This window comes from Kitasatospora sp. NBC_00240 (assembly GCF_026342405.1).
Classification (GTDB): Bacteria; Actinomycetota; Actinomycetes; order Streptomycetales; family Streptomycetaceae; genus Kitasatospora.
Genome location: NZ_JAPEMU010000001.1, coordinates 4,580,403 through 4,594,175, shown reverse-complemented (window position 1 = coordinate 4,594,175; position 13,773 = coordinate 4,580,403). Strand labels below are relative to the sequence as shown.

Sequence of the window (13,773 nt, the reverse complement as noted above, 5' to 3'; positions counted from 1 at the left end):
GCATGTCAGGACGCGGCGGTCGCCGTCCGATGGAGCAGCAGCAGGGCCACGTCGTCCGGGCGGGAGCGGCGCTCGGTCACGTTGAGGGTCAGCAGATCGGCGAGCCGCTCCAGCTCCGGGCCCATCGCGCCCTGGACCGGGCCGGTCCGGGCGGCCCACAGCTCCAGCCCGCCGAGCATCCGGTGGACCGACTCGTCGTAGTCCTCCTCGCGGTCCTCGACCAGGCCGTCCGTGTAGACCAGCAGCGATTCGCCGACGGCGAGGCTGTCCACGGTCAGCCGGTACGGCGCGCCCGGGTCGACCCCGAGCGGCGGGCCGCCCGGCAGGTCCAGCTCCACGGCCTTCGCGCCGGTGATCCGGACCGGCGCGGGGTGGCCGGCGCGGGCCGCGCACAGCGTGCCGTCGGCCGGGTCGAGGGTCAGGTAGAGGCAGGTCGCGAAGAGCTCGGTGTCCAGCTCGGCGAGCAGCCGGCTGGTCCTGGCCAGGGTGGCGGCCGGGTCGTGGCCGTCGGTGGCGTACGCGCGCAGGCCGCTGCGCAGCTGGCCCATCACGGCGGTCGCCTCGGCGTTGTGGCCCTGGACGTCCCCGATCACCAGCCCGACCTTGCCGCCCGGCAGCCGGATCAGGTCGTACCAGTCGCCGCCGATCTGCATGCCCTCGGTGCTGGGCAGGTAGCGGGCGGCGGCGGCGATACCGGGGATCACCGGCAGGGTCCGCGGCAGCATCGCGCGCTGCAGCTCGGTGGCCCGGTGGTGGTGGGTGTCGTACAGCCGGGCCCGCTCGAGGGACTGCGCGAGGATCCCGGCGAAGGCCGAGTACAGGGTGCGGTCGTCGCGGCTGAAGGCCCGCTCGGTGGCGAAGGTGATCAGGCAGGAGCCGACCTGGCGTCCGGAGGCGATCAGCGGCAGCACCGCCCAGGACGGCGGGGTCAGTGCGCCGCCGGAGCCGCCCTGGCCGCCGGTGCTCCGGCCCGGTTCGCTGAACAGCGGGGTGGAGCGCGCCAGCGAGTGCTGCATGACGCCCTCGGAGAGGTCGGCCAGCCGGTTCAGCTCGGTACGCCGCGGGCCGCCGTACACGGTGTGCGAGACGGGCAGCAGCCGGCCCTCGTCGACCAGGTCGAGGACCAGGCTGGCGGCGCCGAGCGCCGGCCCGGCCACGTCGGTGACGGCGGTGGTGACGTCCCGGACGGTGATCGCCCGGGAGAGGGTGCGGGTCAGCGCGAGCAGCAGCGCGGAGCGGGCGCCGACCGCGGGGGACTCCCGCTCCGCGTCGGGGGCGCCGGACCCGGCGGCCGGCCGGTCCTCGGGCGCGCCGGTGCGGTCCCGGTCGACCAGCAGGCCGGCAATCCGGACCGGCCGGCCGTGGATGTCGAGCATCACCTCGCCGCTCTCCCGGACCCGGGTGACGCCGCCGCCCCGGCGCAGCACCCGGTAGGCGAGCCGGTACGGGCCGCCGACGGCCAGCGCGTCGGCGAGGCCGGCCTGGACGTCGGGCAGGTCCTCGGGGTGGACGATCCGGGACAGGTCGGGGGCCTCGGCGGCGCTGCCCTCGGGAGGCGGCGGCAGGCCGACCACCCGGTAGGCCTGGGCGTCCCAGAAGGTCTCGCCGGTGACCAGGTCGCGTTCGAAGGCGCCGGCGCCGGCCGCGTGCACGGCGAGCGAGAGCAGCGGATGGGCGAGCGGGGCGGGGTCGCCGCCGGCGGGGCTGTGGGTACGCACGCCCTTGGGGACGCGGGTGCTCGCGTGGACGTGGTCGAGCAGGTGGGAGAGCCGGTGGGCGCAGGCCTCGCCGATCGTCTCCAGCACGTCCAGGTCGCGGCGCGGGACGGTGCCGCGGTGGGCCAGCGCCAGGGCGAGGACACCGATCGGCCGGTCGTCCACGACCATCGGCAGGGTCACCAGGGCGACCATGCCGGTGCCCATGCCGGAGTTGCGGTTGGGGTAGTCGATGCTGGTGCGCTCGGGGCTGAGCAGGTAGGGGCGGCGCAGCCGGAGCGCCATCGCGGCGGGCAGGTCGCCGGCCGGGTCGACGGTGCCGTAGCGCTCGTGGGCCCATTCCGGCAGGCCGTGCGAGGCGGTCAGCCGGAGCATTCCGGCGGAGTCGAGAAGGTAGATCGCGTTGCCCTCGCCGGTGATCCAGGCGGGGCCCTCGGCGAGGATGGTGCCGAGCAGTTCGCCCGCGCCGGAGCAGTTCAGCAATAACCGCACGCAGCGCATCGGGCTGCGGGCGACGGAGCCGGTGAGCGGGCTCCGGCTCTCGTCCTCGGAGGGGGGGAGCCACGGGGAGGTCAGGTCCATCGGGCTACCCGGCCTTTCCGTTCCGCAGGGGGGTCACGCCCTTGGGGCGAACGTAATTTCTTCATCCTATTTGTTCAACTCGCGAATGGGGGTCCGAGACGCCGGACCACGACCAGGGACCGGTCGTCGGCGACGTCCCGGGCGACCGCGCGCAGCAGCCGGCCGGCCGGGCCGCCCGCGCTCCGCGGCGCCCGCAGCACCGGCTCGGCGGCGGCCAGCAGCCGACCGATCCCGGTCTCGATGTCCTGGCCGGGCACCTCCACCAGGCCGTCGCTGTAGAGCAGCAGGGAGTCGCCGAGCGCCAGCCGCCCGCGCGTCGCCGGGTACGGGCTGCCGGGCAGCAGCCCGAGCGCCGGACCGCCGTCGCCGCCGAGCAGCCAGCTGCCGCCGCCCTCCCGGCGGTAGTGGGCGGGCGGCGGGTGGCCGGCGTTGAACAGCCGGTACTCCCCGCTGGCCGGCCGCAGCGCGAGGTGCACGGCGGTCGCGAACTCGTCCTCCCAGCCGAGCCCCACCAGGTAGTCGTTGGCGGCGGGCAGGAAGGACTCCGGCGGCACCGAGCCCAGCAGCATCGCGAACGCGCCGGACAGGTGCATCGAGCGGGCGGCGGCCCGGCTGCCCTTGCCGGAGACGTCCACCAGGACGACCTCCAGCAGGTCCTGCTCGGGCCGGTCGGCGCAGAGCAGGAAGTCCCCGGAGAAGGAGTTGCCGCCGACGGGCGCCAGCGCCCGGTCGAAGTGCCAGTCCAGCAGCCGGTCCGGCAGGCGGCCGAGGGCGTGGGTGTGCTCGGAGAGCTCCAGCAGCATCGAGTCGCCGCGCAGGCCGCGCAGGCCCAGCCGGTTGCGGAACCGCGCCGTCGCCAGCCCGGCCACCGCGGTCAGCGCGAGCACCACGGTGACCCCGGACCGTACGCCGTGCGGCTCGTGCCAGGCGGCGCTGAGCGCGCTGCCGGCCAGGACCCCGGCCACCAGGGCCAGCTGCCGGCGGGTGCTGAGCACCAGTGCGCCGCAGACCAGCGGGAGCACCAGGGCGGACGGGGGCCAGCTCGCCGGCAGGAGGACCGACATCGCGGTGAAGAGCGCGGTGAGCCCCAGCAGCAGGAGCAGCGCGTCGCGCGCCGCGGCCGGGTCGCCGTCGAGCAGTCGGCTGCCCCAGCGGCCGAGCGGTCCGCGGCGGGCGGCCCGCGCCCAGCGACGTGGGCCGGTCCGGCGGCGGGCGGCCTCCTCGGCTGCGGGCACGGCAACCTCTCCCGGGGTCCGGCGGCCGGCACCGACCGCCTGTGTGATCAGTCAATCTAGTGCCGAATGCCCGTTTGCTCCCCTTCCGGGCCCGGCGGCGCGGCCGGTCGTGGGTCGTCCGGCCGCGGGTCGGCCGGTGCGGCGTCCGGGCGGCGGGAACGCGGTGCGGGAGCGGTCCGGGCGGGCTGCCGGGCGGCTGCCGGGCGGTCAGGCCTCCGGCCGGCCGCAGCGGGCGGTCAGGCCTTCGGCCAGGCCCGCAGCCCGCCGGTGACGACCCCGATCAGCCGGTCCTGGGTGACGGCCTGGTCCTCGGAGCGCTGGAACCCGCCGGCGATCGACAGCGAGGCGAAGCCGTGCGCCACCGAGCGCACGGTACGGGCCGCGTGGATCAGCTCGGGGCCCTGCAGCCCGTAGTCGTACAGCACCGCGACTATCACCTCGACCAGCTCGGCGGCGGCCCGGGTCAGTTCGTCGTCGGGCTGCGGGGCCTGCGGCAGGGCGCTGTACCGGTTGGGGTGCTCGACGGCGTACGCGTGGTAGCCGCGCAGGACGGCCTCCACCGCGTCGTCCCCGCCGCGGCCGACCGCGGACTTGGCCAGCCGGGTGGCCAGCTCCTCGGTGACCCGGACGGCGATCAGCCGGCGCAGCTCGGTGAGGCCGCCCGGGACGTGCTTGTAGAGGGACGGGGTGGCGACCCCGGCCCGCGCGGCGACGGCGGCCAGGGTGAGGGCTTCGGGGCCTTGGTCGTCGATCAGGCCGAGGGCGTGGGTGACGACGGTGTCCGGGGTCAGTCCGGCGCGTGGCATGGGGGCCTCCAGAAGGGTGGTGCGGCGCCGAGGTGCGGCGCGGTGGGGGAAGGCGGCCCGCGCGGGGTGGCCGGGCGCGGGGCGGGCTCAGCCCTGGGTGTCGGCGGTGCTGGGCCGGGACTCGGTGAGCGAGGCCAGGAAGGGCACCAGTGCGTCGGCGGTGGCCTGCGGGAACTCCGCCATCGGGTAGTGGCCGGCGCCCTCGATCATCACCTTGCGGGCGTTGAGCGCGGCGGCCTGGCGGTCGGCGACGACCTCGGGCTTGGGGAAGTCGGGGTCCTTGCTGCCCATCACGACCAGCGCGGGGCAGGTCACCGCGGCCGACCAGCCGACCGGCGCGGAGTCGCCGCGGACGTAGCCGCGGGTGGCGGTCTTCCGCCCCGGGGTGCGCAGCGAGGCGACCAGCTCGGCGCGGTACTCGGCGAAGTCGGCCGGCTTGGCGGTGGGGAAGGCCAGCTTCTGGTACATGCCCCAGAAGGCGGGGAACTGGATCACGGCCGAGCCGAGCACCTTGACCAGGCCGCGCTGGAAGGCGGTCTGCGGCAGGTTCTCGACGAAGGCGTCCAGCAGGGCGATCCCGGCGACCCGGTCGGGGGCGTCCCCGGCGACCTTGACCACGCTGGCGCCGGTGTAGGAGCTGCCGACCAGTACGGCGCGCTCGATGCCGAGGTGGTCCAGCAGGGCCAGGACGTCGTCGGCGATGGCGGCGGGGGAGTAGTCGTCCCACGGGATCGAGGACTCGCCGAAGCCGCGGATGTCCATGGTGATCACCCGGTGGCCGGCCCCGGCCAGCAGCGGGTGCAGGTGGCGGTAGGCGGAGCGGGAGTCGAGCATGCCGGGGACCAGGAGGACGGGCGCGCCGCTGCCGTGCTCGGTGTCGTCGAAGGCGATTCGCCCGCCGGGGACGTCGAGGTAACGGGTCGCGAGAGGAGTGGTGGACATCGCGGGCCTCCTTGGCCTGTGGGCCGTGCCGTCGGCGACTTGCCGATAGCCATAAAGCTAAGGCTAATAGCCTTAGCTGTCAAGGAGTGACGTCCGGTGTCCGATTCGGCCGGCCGCCGTGCGCCCGGCCCGCCGCCGGGATGCGGCGCCCTGCGCACCGGCCCGGCAGGGCGTCAGATGCCCTCCACCTTGAAGGGGTCGTGCTCGGCCAGCAGCTTCTCCAGCCGGGCCTGGTCGACCCGGGTGACGATCTCGGTGCTCTCCTGGCGGTCACGGATCACCTTGGCGAGGGTGAACGAGGAGGTCACCGTGTACAGCAGGCCGATGCCCAGAAAGGCCCTGGTCCATGCGCCTACCGGCAGGTAGGCGATGCCGACGGCCAGGGCGCCGCCGGAGATCGCGAAGGACAGCACGGCCTGGACGTAGTACGCCGCCGTGGTACGTGACTGCATCGAGGTGCTCATGCGGCCAGGATGGCCAAGCGTCATGTCGCGCACATGAGTACGGGTACTCAGATTCAGGTGCGGTTTGTTGACGCCTGTTCACGATCCGTAGTGCCCCCGGATGGTAACCATGCCAAATCGCCCATTCCGCCCCATGAAAATGTTGACTGCCCTCCCTGGACGGCTTGGAATCAGGGGCTCCTAGGATTAACGTTTGATAACGCAGCGCGGTCGGCAACGCCGTATCCACGGCACCGTGCGCTCGCCTAATCCCGCACGACCGGCCCTCCGGGGCAGGTCAGGGAGCCGGGGAACCACCGTTCCTTGGGGTGAATCGGCCAGGCCCAGGCCCGGCCGTAGGAGACCTTCCTGCTCCGAACCCGTCAGCTAACCCGGTAGGCGCGAAGGAAGGAAAGGAGCGCGCCTCCGTGGCGTCGTCGCACTCTCCGGCACACCTCCCGGGTTCCACCGGCACCCAGCTGCTCGACCACCCCTGGCCGCCCGCCCACGGCGGTGCGTACGGCGAGGCCCGGGACGAGACCGCCCCGCCGGCCGACAGCAACCGGCACCGGATGCCCCGTCAGACCCGCGGAACCGGCCCGCTGCTCGGTGTCACCGCGGTGGCCGCCACCCTCGGCGCCACCGGATTCGCCTCCGCGACCCCCGCCGCCGCACCCGCCGTGATCTCGCCGGACGAGACCACCGTGCTCTCCGCCGATCCCGGCCTGGCCCTCGCCGCCCGCATCCAGCTGCAGGCCGACAGCCAGCGCACCGCCGCCGAGGAGGGCGCCCGCCTGCAGGCCGCCAAGGAGGCCGAGGCCAAGCGCGCCACCCAGCAGCAGGAGGCCCAGAAGGCCGCCGCGGCCGCCGAGAAGGCCAAGCTCGCCGCGATCCAGCTGCCGGTCCGCGACTACTTCCTCTCCGCCCACTACGGGCAGAGCGCCTCGTACTGGTCGCACCTGCACACCGGCCTCGACTTCGCCGCCTCCACCGGCACCCCGGTGTACTCGGTCGGCTCCGGCACCATCACCTCGGCCGGCTGGTCCGGCTCGTACGGCTACCGGATCATCCAGACCCTGCCCGACGGCACCGAGATCTGGTACTGCCACCTCTCCTCGATCATCAAGGCCTCCGGCAAGGTCGTGCCCGGCCAGCAGATCGGCAAGGTCGGCGCCACCGGCAACGTGACCGGCCCGCACCTGCACCTGGAGGTCCGCCCGGACGGCGGCGCCCCCGTCGACCCGGAGAGCTGGCTGGAGCAGCGCGGCCTCACCCCCTGACGGATCGGCCCGCCCTGACGGATGGGGCCCTGCCCCGACGGGTCGGCCCTCGTGCCGGCGGGCGGCGGCACGCCCCGCCGGGCCTGCCGCCACCCCCTGACGGACCCTCCCGGCCCCGGCCCCCGCCGGGACCGGCGGGCCGTCACTCCCGCGGGCGGTCCGGCTCCGGCGCCCCGGCCGACCCCTCGGGGGAGCCCGGCGCCGCAGCGTCCTCCTCGGCCCACTGCTCCTCGCCGGCCCACTCCTCCTCCGTGGCCCACTGCTCCTGACCGTCCCACTGCTCCTGGCCGTCCGGGCCGACCTCGCCCTCGGGCTCCTGGGGCAGCTGCGCCAGGTACGCCTCGATCTCCTCCGGGCCCGGCTCCGGCGCCAGGTCGGAGTACTCCTCCACCAGCAGCCGGGGCAGCCCCGGCACCGTCCACTCGCCGAACAGCCGCATCGCCTCCACGGCCGCCGCCGCCTCGAAGGACTCGAAGTCCCCGGCGAGCTCCTGCGGCATCGGCCGGCCCAGCGCGTTCAGCTCGGCCAGGTTGCGGTAGCTGCGCTCCATCAGCCCGTTCTCCAGCAGCATCCGGGCTCCGTCGGTGGCCATCCCGACCGACATCAGCCGGGTGGGACCCCAGCCGCCGTCGCCGTCCACCCGGTCCAGCACGCCGGAGTCCTCCAGCGCCTCGTACGCCGCGATCCGCTCCGCCGGGCCGAGCTCGCGGAACCCGTCCAGCCAGGCCCGGACCGCCGCCGGGTCGTCCACCGCCACGCCGTCCGCGCGCAGCAGCAGGGTGTACAGCCGGGGCCAGGTCACCAGGTCCGCGCGGCGCAGCAGGCCGGTCGCCACCTCGCCCTGCCACTCGGCCTCGGCCAGCAGCCGCTCCTGCCGCTTGGCGTTCAGCCGCTTCGCCGCCCGCTGATGGTCGATCAGCAGCCGCACCGCCGCGCCGTACGCCAGCGGGTCCTCGCCGGGCGCCGGCTGCACGTACAGGTAGAGCCGCTCGTACAGCAGGTGCTCGACGGCCGCCGAGGTCAGCTCGGGCCAGCCGTCGCGGATCCGGCCGCCGCCGAGTTCGAGCAGCGTCAGCACCGCCCGCAGCGGGCCCTCGGCCACCGGCCCGCGGTCCTGGGCCCGCGCCCAGGCGGTCAGCTCGGCGGTCCGGGTACGAGGGGCGAGCCGCAGGTCATCGTCGTTCATGTGACGTACGGTAGCCGCTGTACCGTTGGCGGACATGGTCCCCGTACTGCTCACCGGCCCGCGTCTGGTCATCCGCGAGTTCCACCACACCCCCGGCGACATCGACGCGTTGCACGCCGTCTTCGGCGATCCCGAGACGGCCCGATACCTCCCCTTCGAACCACGCGACCGGGAGACCTGCGCCGACCAGATCGCGCTCTACCTCGAAGAGGCGCAGAAGGATCCGCGCAGCACCTACCGCCTGGCCGTGACCCGCCTGGAGGACGGCGAGGACGCCGTGCCGATCGGTAACGCCGTGCTCGGGGTGGAGCCCCAGCGCGCCGGCTTCGTCGGCTACGCGCTGCGCCGCGACACCTGGGGCCTGGGCTACGCCAGCGAGATCACCCGGCTGATCTGCGGCTTCGGCTTCGGCACCCTCGGACTGCACCGGCTGTACGCCCGGGTCGACCCCGCCAACACCGCCTCCGCCCGGGTGCTGACCAAAGCCGGGTTCCAGCTGGAGGGCCGGATCCGGCACGACCTGTACCTGCGCGGGACCTGGCACGACGCCCAGCAGTACTCGCTGCTGGAGGACGAGTGGACCGCCCAGGGCGGCTGACAGGGGGTTAACCCCACCCCGGACCGGCCGGTGGGCCGGATACCGCCGCCGCGCCGTCCGCGGGACCGTTGAGGTGTCAGCAGGAAGCGAACCGGAACACCACGAGGGACCGAGGCGGCCATGATCAGCAGCAGCGCGGAACGCGGCGAGTACGACGGCTACGAGGCCCACCGCCCGGCCCGGGGCGGCGGGGCCCGGCCGGCCCCCGGGTTCTGGCGGGCGCCGTTCAGCCGCTCGTACTTCCGCGAGGTCGGTTTCACCCTCGGCGGCCTGCCGATCGCCGTCGCCGGGTTCGTCGTCGCCGTCACCCTGTTCTCGCTCGGCCTCGGCACCCTGGTCACCGCGATCGGGCTGCCGGTGCTGGTGGCGCTGCTCGGTTCGGCCCGGGGCTTCGGCGCCCTGGAGCGGGCCCGGGCCCGGGGCCTGCTCGCCCTGGACGTCCCGGCCCCCGCACCGGTCCGGCCGGCCCGTCCCGGATTCTGGGGCGGCGTCACCGGCCGCCTCGGCGACGCGGCCGGCTGGAAGGCCGTGCTGTACCTGGTCCTGATGTTCCCCTGGGCGATCCTCACCTTCACGCTGTCGCTGACCTTCCTGGTCACCGGCTGGGTGGTCGCCGCCTACCCGCTCTACCACTGGGTCTTCGCCCGCTGGACGCCGTGGCCCGGCTACCAGCTCTTCGACTTCACCAAGGACGGCCGGCACCACCAGTACTTCATCGAGTCACCCGTGCAGATCGCCGGGATGTCCGCGGTCGGGTTCGTGCTGGTCTTCCTGACCCCGCTGCTGGTCCGCGCGACGACCAACGTCAACCGGCTGGCGGTCCGCGGCCTGCTCGGCGGCTGAGCCCGACACCTGCGGCGGGCACCCGTGGCGGGCAGGCGGGCAGGCGGGCAGGGAGGCAGGGAGGCAAGCAGGCAGGGAGGCAAGCAGGCAGGCCGGGACGGTCCGGCGGCGGACCACGCCGCCGGACCGTCCCGGGTGCGGGCAGCCCCGGCCCGTGGTCCGATGATCGTCATGGCCGAACCAGCCGCCCCCGAGATCCTGCTGACCTCGCGTCCCCTGGACGAGTACTGCGGGCTCTTCGGCCTCACCCGGGCCGCCCTCGCCGCCGTCGCCGGCCCCGTCCTGGACTGCCCGGGCGGGGCCGCCGGCCTCACCGCCGAGGCCCGCGCCCTCGGCTGCCACGTCATCGCCGCCGACCCCGCGTACGCCGCGCCGCTGCCCGCCGTCACCGCCCGCGCGCTGGCCGGCCGGGACGCGATGGCCGGGGCCATGCGGGCCACGCCGCACCTCTACCCGGCCCCCCGCGACCTCCCGCCCGACCGCTACCTGCGCAGCTGGGACCGCGCCCGCCGGCTGTTCGCCGCCGACACCGCCGCCCACCCCGAGGACTACGTCGCCGCCGCGCTGCCCAGGCTCCCGTTCGCCGACCACACCTTCGCCCTCACCCTCAGCGGGTACCTGCTGCTCGCCTACCCCGGCCAGTTCGGCCCCCGGCACCAGCTCGCCGGACTGCTGGAACTCGTCCGGGTCACCGCCCCCGGCGGCGAGGCCCGGATCTACCCCCTGCACGACGGCGACGGCCGGCGCTGCCCGCACCTGGCAGACCTGCGCCGGGAGCTCGGCCGACACCGGGTCAGCAGCGAGATCCGTGCCTTCCCCCGTCCCGGCGACGGCCGCACCCGGCGGATCCTGGTGCTGACCCACGCCCGCTCCCGGATCCGCCGACCCGCCGGGGCGCCCAGCCGTTAGCGTGTCTGCCCATGGACCTCACCGACCCGCCCGTGACCGGCGGCCCTGCGGCCGTGCCCGGCGCCCACCGCCTGCTCGACATACCCGGCGTCCGCAACGCCCGCGACGTCGGCGGGTTCGCCGCCGCCGACGGCCGGCGGGTGCGCACCGGGCTGCTGTACCGGTCCGGCTGGCTCGCCGAGCTCACCCCTGAGGGCAGCCGGGCCCTCGCCAAGCTCGGCGTCCGCACCGTCCTCGACCTGCGGGACCCGGCGGAGATGCTGGTCCGGCCCGACCGCCTGGACGGCCTGGACGTCAGCACCGCCCACCACCCGCTGCTCCCGCAGGACGGCGTCGACCACTACGGCGAGCCGCTCGACGAGGCGTACCGCCTGATCACCGACGCCGCCGCCGGCACCCTGCCGGCCCTGCTCGGCCGGCTCACCGAGCCCGAGGCGCTGCCCGCGCTGCTGCACTGCGCCGTCGGCCGCGACCGCACCGGCATCGCGGTGGCCGTGCTGCTCAGCGTGCTCGGGGTCCCCGACGAGGACATCGTCGACGACTACCTGCTCTCCAACCTGGGCCTCGGGCTGCTGGACGGCGTCCCGCAGGAGTACCTGGACGCCAACGGCGTCGTCCGGTTCACCGAGATCGTCGGCCCCGGGCTGATCACCGGGGCGCTGGCCGCGCTGCGCGAACGCCACGGCTCCCTGCCCGCGTTCCTGGCCGGGGCCGGACTCGGCGAGGCGGGCCTGGCCCGCCTGCGGGAGCTCTTCCTCGAACCGGCCTGAACCCGGCCTGAGCCCGGCGTGAGCCCGGGCGGGCGCGCCGGTCGGCGGTCGGCTTCCGCACCACCGGGGGCGGGGGCCGGTCAAGCCCTAGGGTCGGCCCTGCGCCGCGGGCTGGCGGGGCACGGCCGGCGCGGCGTCCACCCGGGCCAGGATCTTCTCCGCCAGCCAGCTCCGGTCCGAGCCGTACGGGATGCCCTCCGGGGCGACCAGCTGCGAGGCCACGGCGTCCCGCAGCCGGTGCCACTCCCCGGCGGCCAGCCGGGAGAGCAGGCCGCGGGCCGCCAGCAGCGCGTGGTACTGCTCGAAGCCCGAGCGGGGGCGCTCGATCGCCTCCAGGACGCTGCCGAGATCGGCCAGCGCCGGATCGCCCTGCATCAGCGCGAGCGCCTGCACCCGCCGGCCCTCCGAGCCGTCCGCGAACAGCTCCCTGACCTGCTCCGCCGTCAGGGCCGAGCGCCGGGCGGTCGACCGCACCTCGGCCACCACGTTCTCCGGGCTGGCGTCGCCGGCGGGCGGCAACTGCTCCCGGACGGTCTCCGGACGGTCGGTACTGCTGCCCAGCAGCCCCAGGTGCTGCATCGCCCGGACCCGCAGGTCGTCCGCGCCGACCTTGTCGCCCTTGCGGTCCCGGTCCTGCCCGGCGAGGAAGAGCTCCAGCGCGCGGTCGGCGTCCGACAGGGCCCGGGGCAGCAGCAGCCGGGTGGCCAGCCAGCCGGCCAGGAACCCGAGCACCAGGAAGTACAGCACCAGCGCGGCCGCGAACGGCGCCGCCCCCGGATCACCGCCGAGCGCCGGGGCGAGCGCCGCGCCGAGCTGGTGCAGCCGGGCGCCGAGCGAGCCCAGCTGGGTCAGACCTACGCCGAGCAGCACCTTGGTCAGCCAGTCCGAGACCTGCTCGAGGTTGGTGTTCGGCACGTACGAGTCCCGCGCCGGACCGCCGGCCGGGCCGGGCTGCTCGCCGGAGCGCATCCGCGGCACGCCGAACAGGAACCCCAGGGCGCCGCCCAGCACCGCGGCCGCGCCGGCGACCACCAGTCCGCCGCCCAGAGCCTGCAAGGGGTGCGCCCGCCCCAGCCCGAAGAGAAGTAACCCGGCCAGTCCCACTCCGAGCAGGCCTGCCGCCGCCGTCCGCCGCGCAGCCCGCAGCTGCGCCGCGCCCCCGGCCGCCCTTGCCCCCGCCATCGCCTACCCCCTGCGTCAGCCCCGTGAAGTCGGGCCGACTGTACCCAACGGGGGCGGCCCGGACACGCAGACGGCCCGTGGGCTGCTCCCTGCTGCCAGAGCCCGGCGCCGGGCTGCTGGCACCAGGGCACCGGGGATGTTCCGGTGAGCCCACGGGCCGGGTGACTGCTTGGGAATCGCCTGCCGCCGGAGGCCGATCACGACCTCAACTGCACAGGCAGGGGCGGCTCTAGCGAGCAGCCACCTCACACATCCTGACGGTACTCAACCAGGATCACCTCCTTTCAGTGTGCCGCCACGATAGGCACGCGACCCGAGTGGGGGCAACGGAATTAAGCGGCGGTTTTCCCGGGGCGGGCTCAGGCGGGCCGGAGCTTCTGCTTGACCATCGAGAAGTCGATCACGTTGTCGGCCGGCGGGGCCTTCAGGTCGAGCGGCTTGTCGAAGTCGCTGAAGGTCAGCTGCCCCGGCTCGGCGCCCGCGGTCTGCTCCATCCGCACCAGGTACGGCTTGCCCTGGGTGGCGATGTACAGCGTGCTGTTCTCGCCGTCGGAGTCGGTGGCGGTGACGCTGAAGGCCTTGGTGCCGTTGACGTCGGCGGCCGCGCCCTTGGTGTACTTGTCGCCGCTGGTGCCGTCGTCCTTGCTGATGGCCCCGACGAGGTCGCAGACCTGCGCCATCTCCTTCAGGCTCGGGTCGTCCTGCCCGTTGGTGATGTAGCGGCCCTTGAAGAGCTCGGCCAGTACGGCGCCGCTCCTGGCGTTGCCCTCCTTGGCGGCCACCGTGTTCCAGAAGACCGCGTCCGGCTTGATCCAGGTCTGGCTGCCGATCCGGACCACCTCGACCTTGCCCTCGCTGCCGGTGCCGACGCTGCCGGTGCAGTCGCCGGCCTTGCTGGCGGCGAGGTCGAAGGTCAGCTTGCCGCCGTCGACGGTCAGGGTGCCGTCGACCTTGACCGACTGGAGCCCGCCCATCGCGGTCTGGGCCTGCTTGACGATCTCCTCGGCGCCGAGCTTGTCGACGGCGATCGACTCCGCCTTGGCGGGCGGGGCGGCCGCCCCGGCCTTGTCGCCGGCCTTGTCGCCCGCCGTGTCGCCGCCGCAGGCGGTGGCGCCCGCGGCGAGCAGTGCACAGGCAATTGATGCGTACACGAAGCGCTTTGCTGGCATGGAACTTCCCCCTGAAGTGATGGGCGACCGCATCCGGGCCGGACGTATCGCTCGGAGATCATTGTGATGAAGTCCGGCGAGGTTCGCGGGCGGTTTTCCGAGCGCGTTACCTG

13 protein-coding genes and 1 riboswitch are annotated in these 13,773 nt (G+C 74.8%); of the genes, 5 read left to right on the top strand and 8 right to left on the bottom strand.

The genetic code is table 11. The annotated features are described in order from the left end of the window. Nucleotides 1–5: 5 nt before the first annotated feature. From OG689_RS19375 to OG689_RS19355, 5 genes are all read right to left on the bottom strand, one after another. Nucleotides 6–2,297: a SpoIIE family protein phosphatase gene (locus OG689_RS19375; RefSeq protein WP_266321986.1), complete on the bottom strand. Its 2,292-nt coding sequence runs from the start codon at nt 2,295–2,297 to the stop codon at nt 6–8. A gap of 74 nt (nt 2,298–2,371) precedes the next feature. After that, nucleotides 2,372–3,532, bottom strand: coding sequence for a PP2C family protein-serine/threonine phosphatase (locus OG689_RS19370; protein ID WP_266321985.1), 1,161 nt, complete (start codon nt 3,530–3,532; stop codon nt 2,372–2,374). Between the two features lie 236 nt (nt 3,533–3,768). After that, a complete protein-coding gene (locus OG689_RS19365) occupies nt 3,769–4,338 on the bottom strand; it encodes a TetR-like C-terminal domain-containing protein (protein WP_266321983.1) in 570 nt (189 codons plus the stop codon). 87 nt (nt 4,339–4,425) lie between these two features. Beyond that, the gene (locus OG689_RS19360; protein ID WP_266321981.1) at nt 4,426–5,280 is read right to left on the bottom strand and encodes an alpha/beta fold hydrolase; all 855 of its coding nucleotides are present in this window, start codon (nt 5,278–5,280) and stop codon (nt 4,426–4,428) included. 173 nt (nt 5,281–5,453) lie between these two features. Continuing rightward, nucleotides 5,454–5,744, bottom strand: coding sequence for a YiaA/YiaB family inner membrane protein (locus OG689_RS19355; protein WP_073925623.1), 291 nt, complete (start codon nt 5,742–5,744; stop codon nt 5,454–5,456). 232 nt (nt 5,745–5,976) lie between these two features. Beyond that, nucleotides 5,977–6,139, top strand: a riboswitch (cyclic di-AMP (ydaO/yuaA leader). A 12-nt stretch (nt 6,140–6,151) separates the two neighbouring features. Here OG689_RS19355 and OG689_RS19350 point away from each other — a divergent pair. Further along, a complete protein-coding gene (locus tag OG689_RS19350) occupies nt 6,152–7,003 on the top strand; it encodes a M23 family metallopeptidase (protein WP_266321979.1) in 852 nt (283 codons plus the stop codon). Between the two features lie 142 nt (nt 7,004–7,145). Here the strand turns inward: OG689_RS19350 and OG689_RS19345 are convergent, their stop codons facing one another. Further along, nucleotides 7,146–8,189, bottom strand: a complete 1,044-nt coding sequence (locus OG689_RS19345) for a hypothetical protein (RefSeq protein ID WP_266321977.1) — start codon at nt 8,187–8,189, stop codon at nt 7,146–7,148. A 34-nt stretch (nt 8,190–8,223) separates the two neighbouring features. On the opposite strand from OG689_RS19345, the gene OG689_RS19340 reads away from it, so the two are divergent. The 4 genes from OG689_RS19340 (at nt 8,224) to OG689_RS19325 (ending at nt 11,309) form a co-directional block, all read left to right on the top strand. Next, nucleotides 8,224–8,787 (top strand): GNAT family N-acetyltransferase, encoded by a 564-nt coding sequence (locus OG689_RS19340; RefSeq protein ID WP_266321976.1) that lies wholly within the window; start codon nt 8,224–8,226, stop codon nt 8,785–8,787. 120 nt (nt 8,788–8,907) lie between these two features. Then, nucleotides 8,908–9,630: a sensor domain-containing protein gene (locus OG689_RS19335; RefSeq protein ID WP_266321975.1), complete on the top strand. Its 723-nt coding sequence runs from the start codon at nt 8,908–8,910 to the stop codon at nt 9,628–9,630. A 171-nt stretch (nt 9,631–9,801) separates the two neighbouring features. Beyond that, on the top strand, nt 9,802–10,539 hold the full coding sequence (locus OG689_RS19330) for a hypothetical protein (RefSeq protein WP_266321974.1): 738 nt from the start codon (nt 9,802–9,804) through the stop codon (nt 10,537–10,539). A gap of 11 nt (nt 10,540–10,550) precedes the next feature. After that, nucleotides 10,551–11,309, top strand: a complete 759-nt coding sequence (locus tag OG689_RS19325; RefSeq protein WP_266321973.1) for a tyrosine-protein phosphatase — start codon at nt 10,551–10,553, stop codon at nt 11,307–11,309. A gap of 87 nt (nt 11,310–11,396) precedes the next feature. Here the strand turns inward: OG689_RS19325 and OG689_RS19320 are convergent, their stop codons facing one another. Beyond that, nucleotides 11,397–12,491, bottom strand: coding sequence for a hypothetical protein (locus OG689_RS19320; protein WP_266321972.1), 1,095 nt, complete (start codon nt 12,489–12,491; stop codon nt 11,397–11,399). A gap of 359 nt (nt 12,492–12,850) precedes the next feature. Next, nucleotides 12,851–13,660 (bottom strand): hypothetical protein, encoded by an 810-nt coding sequence (locus OG689_RS19315; RefSeq protein WP_266321970.1) that lies wholly within the window; start codon nt 13,658–13,660, stop codon nt 12,851–12,853. Nucleotides 13,661–13,773 lie beyond the last annotated feature (113 nt).